This window comes from Sulfurovum sp. (genome assembly GCF_036568385.1).
In the GTDB taxonomy this organism is placed as follows: Bacteria; Campylobacterota; Campylobacteria; order Campylobacterales; family Sulfurovaceae; genus Sulfurovum.
In genome coordinates this window covers 1-5,493 of the sequence record NZ_DATCSP010000037.1, presented here as the reverse complement: position 1 = coordinate 5,493, position 5,493 = coordinate 1, and the positions used below count along the sequence as shown (strand labels likewise).

Below are 5,493 nucleotides of genomic sequence, written 5' to 3'. Positions count from 1 at the left end.
CACAGTGTCAAATTCGTACTCTTTGCGGGAGAGTTTCGTATCTACGACTTTGCTGCAGGTTTGGCACTTTGTGAGGGACTTGAAGTGATTGTTGAGGCGGATTATGTTATAGTATCAAAAGAAAAATCTGTAGCAGATAAGATCGAAGCACTGATAAAGAACGGAATGGTGCATAAGGAATAGCGATGTTTGGAAAAATTTTCGGAAGTATGAAGAAGGATGCCCACACAAGTCAGGAAATACCTAACCAGTGGATCAAATGTCCTAAATGTACTTCATTGATGTATTACAAAGAAGTAGAAGCGAAACTGAACGTTTGTCCCAAGTGTAATCATCATTTTCGTATTTCTGCTGAAAAACGTATCGAGTCCATTGTAGACCCTGGATCCTTTGTGGAACATGACAAGAGCCTTGCCCCGATAGACCCTTTGAAATTTTCAGATAAAAAGTCCTATAAAAAGCGTTTGGAAGAAGCAAAAGCGGAAACGGGCAAAACCTCTTCGGTGATGAGCGGTTCCTGTACGATAGGCGGTCTGCCTGCGGAGATCGCTGTATTTGACTTCTCCTTTATGGGCGGCAGTTTAGGGTCCGTGGAAGGCGAGAAGATCGTCCGCGGGATCAACAGGGCGATAGAGAAGGAGTGCGGCTTCGTCATCGTTTCTGCTTCCGGTGGTGCACGTATGCAGGAGAGTACCTACTCTTTGCTTCAAATGAGCAAGACCTCCGCGGCACTCAATAGACTGCACCAGAAAGGGCTGCCCTATATTTCCGTCCTGACGGACCCGACGATGGGAGGTGTTTCTGCCTCCTTCGCAATGCTGGGTGACATCATCATGGCCGAACCGGGTGCGCTGATCGGATTTGCAGGCCAGAGGGTGATCAAGCAGACCGTCGGTGTGGATCTTCCGGAAGGTTTCCAGCGTTCGGAGTTCCTGCTTGAGCACGGGCTGATAGACATGATCGTTGACCGTGAATCGATGCATCAGACACTGGCCGACCTGTTTAAACTTTTCAAAAAAGATGCACAACGTGTCATCAAAGAAGATGCAGCCGAAGAAGAAACGGAACTGTAACCCTTTGATATATGCACTGATAGACAAAGAGACACTTCTGAGCAAAGAGGTCTCTTTATCTGAAATTCTCCAACACATCAAGACATTTCCCAACATACCTATACTCCAGTACCGCAACAAATCAGGCTCCCTGGAAGAAAAAAGAGCGGACCTGGAGATGATACGAAGCATGTATGGCGGTACCCTTATTGTCAATGACACGGTAGAGCTTATAGCGTATGCGGACGGGTTGCACCTGGGGCAAGAGGACCTACGCAAATACAGCGCTGATCTCCATGAAGCGGTAGCGCTGGTACGAAAAAAGATCGGCACGAAACTGCTTGGGCTTTCCACACACAACAAAGCAGAGATACTCGAAGCGAACAGCCTGGAGCTGGACTATATCGGTCTGGGCGCCTATAGGGCAACGGATACTAAAAGCGAGGCCAACGTAGGAGGGCAGGCCCTGCTAGAGGCGGCCAAACACTCAAAACATCCGGTAGGTATCATAGGCGGTGTACGTCTGGATGACAGTTTTGAGAAGCCGATCCTCTATAAGGTGATAGGTTCAGGACTCTATCAGGGACTTTCTTCCAAACAGTAAGATCACTATACCGAAGCTCCCTCGTTCCACCTCAGGAGAGGTGGAACGCATACTAAGATAAGGTGAATCAGAATAAATATGCCGAAAGACTAAGATGCAGCAAACAACCTTTATGGTTATACTTGTGGCGAAGCATTAATCTGAATTTTCAGTGCATGAAGCACTTTCATGACTGTGTCAAAACGTGGTTTCGCGTTCGGGCGAAACGCTTTGTACAGACTTTCTCTTCCCATACCTGTTTCTTCAGCTATCTGCGCCATACCTTTTGCTTTGGCAATGTGACCTATGGCTCTTATAAACTCTTCATTGTCTCCATCTTCAAGTACTTGTGTAAGATATTCAGCTATTGCCTCTTCGCTATCTAAATACTCGACAATATCAAAAGTAACTAATTCTTTATTCATCGTTGTACTCCTTTAGCAGTGTTTCTGCTTTTTCTATATCTTTTGATTGGGTGGACTTGTCTCCACCTATCAACAAAATTATAATCCGTTCATCTTTCTGCGTAAAATAGACTCTGTATCCTGGACCTGTCGTGATCCTTAGTTCAGAGATAGATGTGCCAACGGACTTTTACGTCACCAAAGTTTCCATGACCCATCCTCTCAATACGACGGGCTACCGCGATACGACCTTTCATATCTTTGAGTTTACTCAACCATTTTGAAAAGGTATTTGTCATTTTCACTTCATACATAATGCAATTGTATCCAAATGGATACAAATATGTCAAGTGTACTCAAATACTTATGAGATAAAATATTTAAGCAATTTAATAATTAACTCGTTCCACCTCTCCGGAGGTGGAACGAGATGAATAAATGGTACACTATATAAGCAGTTCACTGATATGAGAGAAAAGACGATGGATTTTGAAGAGTTAGATACCTATCTGCGATCGAAGCAGGGGGTGACATTTGATTACCCTTTTGATGAAAAGGTGCGTGTCTACCGTATTGGTGACAAGATGATTGCTTTAACCTGGGAAGAAGAACCTCTTCGGGTGAATCTTAAATGTGATCCTCTCTATGCACTCGAGCTGCGTTCTCTCTATGAAGGGATCACTGCCGGGTATCACATGAATAAAAAGCACTGGAACACGGTAACGGTCGAGGGTTCTGATGTGGATGAGGAGACGGTCAGAGAGTTGATCGACCACTCTTATGACCTCGTGTATCAGAAACTGACAAAGAGGCAGAAAGAGCTGCTGGGGTAGACGATGGGAAGAATAGCCATACAAACGTATAAAAGTCCGGCGGGAGAGCTCATCCTGGGTTCTTATGGCGATGCGCTCTGTCTGGCGGACTGGAGAGACAGAAAAGACCGAAGCGCCATAGACAAGAGAGTGCAGCAAGGGCTTAAGGCCGACTACACAGAATCGGAGAGCGAGGTTTTAACGCTGGCAGGCAAGCAGTTGGATGAATACTTTCAAGGGCTTCGTCACACATTCGATCTGCCTCTGCTGATGGTCGGTACGGCGTTTCAAAAGTGTGTATGGAAAGCCCTTACGGATATACCTTTCGGAACGACACTATCCTATCTGGAACTTTCAAAACGTATCGGTCATGAAAAGGGCGTAAGAGCTGTGGCTTCTGCCGTGGGCGCCAATGCACTTTCACTCTTCATCCCCTGTCATCGGATCATCGGGGCGGATGGTGCATTGAAGGGATATGCGGGCGGACTGGAGGCCAAGAGGATATTGCTGGCGCTGGAGTCAGGGATCAAAGCAGGAAGCGATAGACGACCCGATGGACTGTAGCGTACAGGACTTCTGGTACTGCTCTGCCGTTGGTGGAAGCAGAAAACGCAGCAGGATATACCTCTCCTAGATCTTTTTTATCACAAAAGAACTGTATTTTTGCTCACTCTTTTTTGGGGTGACATGTATGAACTCATCATAGGCTATTAAAGACAATCCAGATGGCAAGGCTTGAAGCATTCTTGTATCGTTGTATGGGACGATATCAAGTCCAGCACATTGTTTTTCTCCATCTACAGAAAAGGTATGGATGATCGCTATGCCACCTGGTATCAAACTCTCTTGCAATACTTCAAAATATCTCTTTTTCTCTTTCTCTAAAAGTAAAAAATGGAAAACGGCTCTATCATGCCACAGATCGAACTTTTTGGGTGCTGTAAAGTGCATGATGTCTGAACATATATAGTTTGGAATATCGGATTTGTCGCAGAGCCTCTTTTTTACAATATCAAGGCAGGTTCCGGATGTGTCCAGCAGTGTAATGTTCTTATATCCATCATCGATCAACATATCTACAAGAAGTGAGGCACCGCATCCAACATCGATGATACAATCATCTTTATTTGCATAGTGTTCTATCTGCATGAATGAGGTTTTTGGGGTTTCCTGATGCCATAACACTTGTGTATGGTCTTTTGTTCTAAAGAGCGTATCCCAATGCTGTTTTCTCAATACATCTGAAGGAATTTTAGTAGCTTTGAAGGTTGCCCCCTGGGTTGTCTCTGAAGTAGTATAGTGGGTATGCCCTGTACACTCGATATCTTTAAATCCAGCGTTTTCCATGATGCTGATCAGTGCATCCTGTCGTAAAGTACCGGCAACACAGTTGGCCCAGTCTTCTCCATCGCCAGTACCACAAGATGCACTTTTTTCGATGGAACAGCAGCTCTCTTTTTCATCGGATGTATCGATCATATCTGCAAAAAAGAGTTTGCCATGAGGTTTTAAAATTCGATATATCTCGGCAAATACACTCTCTTTGCACGAGGTAAGATTGATCGCACCGTTAGAGATCACAACATCCACCGATTCATCTTCCACAGCGATATGTTCAAAACTGCTCTCCAGTACCTTGACATTAGAAAATCCTGATAGATTCGCATGATAGGTGGCTTTTTTAACCATCTCCGGTGTGATATCGACACCGATCACGTTACCCTGATCTCCAACCAACAGTGCAGAGACCAGAAGGTCAACGCCTGCACCACAGCCAAGATCTATCACAGTATCCCCTTTTTTTATATCAGCTTGGGTAAAAGGATTTCCCACAGCTGCACAGTATTGCCATACGGGTGAGGGAATGGCCTCTATCCATTCCTGTCTGTATCCGTGTGCCTGCGCATTGTTTAATCCCTTGTCCCAGCCAAAATCTTTGTCAGGATTCAGTGCCAGTTCTGTGTACAGTTCAATGATCTGTTTATTTTCTGCCATGATCTATATTTACTCTCTTTTTTAGTTACCAGTGCTGATAAGTTGTATATATATTTATACCCTAGTTGTTTTAAAGTTTCCCCAGTTTTGGGCCTCTAAAACCTGAAAGACAATAGATGCTTACAGAGAATTGACATCACTTTTACAAAAAAACAAATAAGATCCATGGTGTCTTATTCTTGACAAATGTCAATTTCATTCCGTTGTTTCTTCGCTATAGTGCACTATCTAAACACTTATGAAGGATATTGAATGAACAACGAAACAAAAGCGATCATTAAATCAACGGCGCCGGTACTGAAAGAACACGGTGAGGCCATCACCACGGAAATGTATAAGGTATTATTTGAAAAATACCCGCAGACCAAAGAGCTGTTTAAAGATGCCGCACCGGACCAGTATAAAAAATTGGCCAGCGCGGTCTATGCCTATGCTGCGAACATCGACCAGCTGGAAAACCTTGGCAAAGGGATAGAGCAGATGGCTACGGTGCATGTAAACACCAATGTCCTGCCTGAACACTACCCTATGGTAGGAGACGCACTTTTACAAGCGATCAAGAATGTACTTGGCGATGCAGCGACAGACGAAGTCATGGCAGCATGGGAAGAAGCCTTCGGTTTCCTGGCCAATGTACTGATCAACAG

8 protein-coding genes and 1 pseudogene are annotated in these 5,493 nt (G+C 44.6%); 6 read left to right on the top strand and 3 right to left on the bottom strand.

Translation table 11 applies throughout. The features are described 5' to 3' along the window. The 3 genes and pseudogenes from VIM88_RS04035 to VIM88_RS04025 form a co-directional block, all read left to right on the top strand. Nucleotides 1-183, top strand: a pseudogene (locus VIM88_RS04035) (inositol monophosphatase); the annotation flags it as partial. A gap of 2 nt (nt 184-185) precedes the next feature. Next, on the top strand, nt 186-1,073 hold the full coding sequence (gene accD, locus VIM88_RS04030) for an acetyl-CoA carboxylase, carboxyltransferase subunit beta (RefSeq protein ID WP_331861599.1): 888 nt from the start codon (nt 186-188) through the stop codon (nt 1,071-1,073). After that, nucleotides 1,030-1,656, top strand: a complete 627-nt coding sequence (locus tag VIM88_RS04025; RefSeq protein WP_331861598.1) for a thiamine phosphate synthase — start codon at nt 1,030-1,032, stop codon at nt 1,654-1,656. The genes accD and VIM88_RS04025 overlap by 44 nt, the downstream gene beginning before the upstream one ends. Nucleotides 1,657-1,772: 116 nt before the next feature. Here VIM88_RS04025 and VIM88_RS04020 read toward each other — a convergent pair whose 3' ends face one another. Continuing rightward, nucleotides 1,773-2,060 (bottom strand): addiction module antidote protein, encoded by a 288-nt coding sequence (locus VIM88_RS04020; RefSeq protein ID WP_331861597.1) that lies wholly within the window; start codon nt 2,058-2,060, stop codon nt 1,773-1,775. Then, complete coding sequence (locus tag VIM88_RS04015; RefSeq protein ID WP_331861600.1) at nt 2,053-2,196, bottom strand: type II toxin-antitoxin system RelE/ParE family toxin; 144 nt, start codon at nt 2,194-2,196, stop codon at nt 2,053-2,055. Before VIM88_RS04015 ends, VIM88_RS04020 begins: the two co-directional genes overlap by 8 nt. 310 nt (nt 2,197-2,506) lie before the next feature. Here VIM88_RS04015 and VIM88_RS04010 point away from each other — a divergent pair, with 310 nt between their 5' ends. Beyond that, nucleotides 2,507-2,872 carry an MmcQ/YjbR family DNA-binding protein gene (locus VIM88_RS04010; RefSeq protein WP_331861596.1) on the top strand — a complete coding sequence of 122 codons (366 nt, stop codon included), beginning with the start codon at nt 2,507-2,509 and terminating at the stop codon, nt 2,870-2,872. Nucleotides 2,873-2,875: 3 nt separating this feature from the next. Then, nucleotides 2,876-3,415, top strand: coding sequence for a methylated-DNA--[protein]-cysteine S-methyltransferase (locus VIM88_RS04005; RefSeq protein WP_331861595.1), 540 nt, complete (start codon nt 2,876-2,878; stop codon nt 3,413-3,415). A 66-nt stretch (nt 3,416-3,481) separates the two neighbouring features. Here VIM88_RS04005 and VIM88_RS04000 read toward each other — a convergent pair whose 3' ends face one another. Next, entirely contained in the window at nt 3,482-4,846 is a 1,365-nt protein-coding gene (locus tag VIM88_RS04000; protein ID WP_331861594.1) for a methyltransferase domain-containing protein, read from the bottom strand. A 252-nt stretch (nt 4,847-5,098) separates the two neighbouring features. On the opposite strand from VIM88_RS04000, the gene VIM88_RS03995 reads away from it, so the two are divergent. Continuing rightward, nucleotides 5,099-5,493 (top strand): globin domain-containing protein (locus tag VIM88_RS03995; RefSeq protein WP_331861593.1); only part of this gene is annotated, 395 nt, incomplete at its 3' end.